This is a genomic window from Acinetobacter sp. CFCC 11171 (assembly GCF_003268405.1).
Taxonomy (GTDB): domain Bacteria; phylum Pseudomonadota; class Gammaproteobacteria; order Pseudomonadales; family Moraxellaceae; genus Acinetobacter; species Acinetobacter amyesii.
This window is the reverse complement of the sequence record NZ_LQXP01000150.1, coordinates 1-201: the sequence shown is the minus strand read 5'-3', so window position 1 is coordinate 201 and position 201 is coordinate 1. Positions and strand designations below refer to the sequence as shown.

Here is a 201-nt window from a genome sequence, read left to right as displayed (position 1 = left end):
TGGTGGGCGCTGACGGGATCGAACCGCCGACATTCTGCTTGTAAGGCAGACGCTCTACCAACTGAGCTAAGCGCCCTCAAAAGGTCTATCATGTAAATGGCGCAGCGGACGGGACTCGAACCCGCGACCCCCGGCGTGACAGGCCGGTATTCTAACCAACTGAACTACCGCTGCACTCTAAATATCTTAACGCTGAAAAGG

2 tRNA genes are annotated in these 201 nt (G+C 55.7%); both read right to left on the bottom strand.

The features are described 5' to 3' along the window. Nucleotides 1–76, bottom strand: a tRNA-Val gene (locus AVJ20_RS18265). 21 nt (nucleotides 77–97) lie between these two features. Then, a tRNA-Asp gene (locus AVJ20_RS18260) sits at nucleotides 98–174 on the bottom strand. Nucleotides 175–201 lie beyond the last annotated feature (27 nt).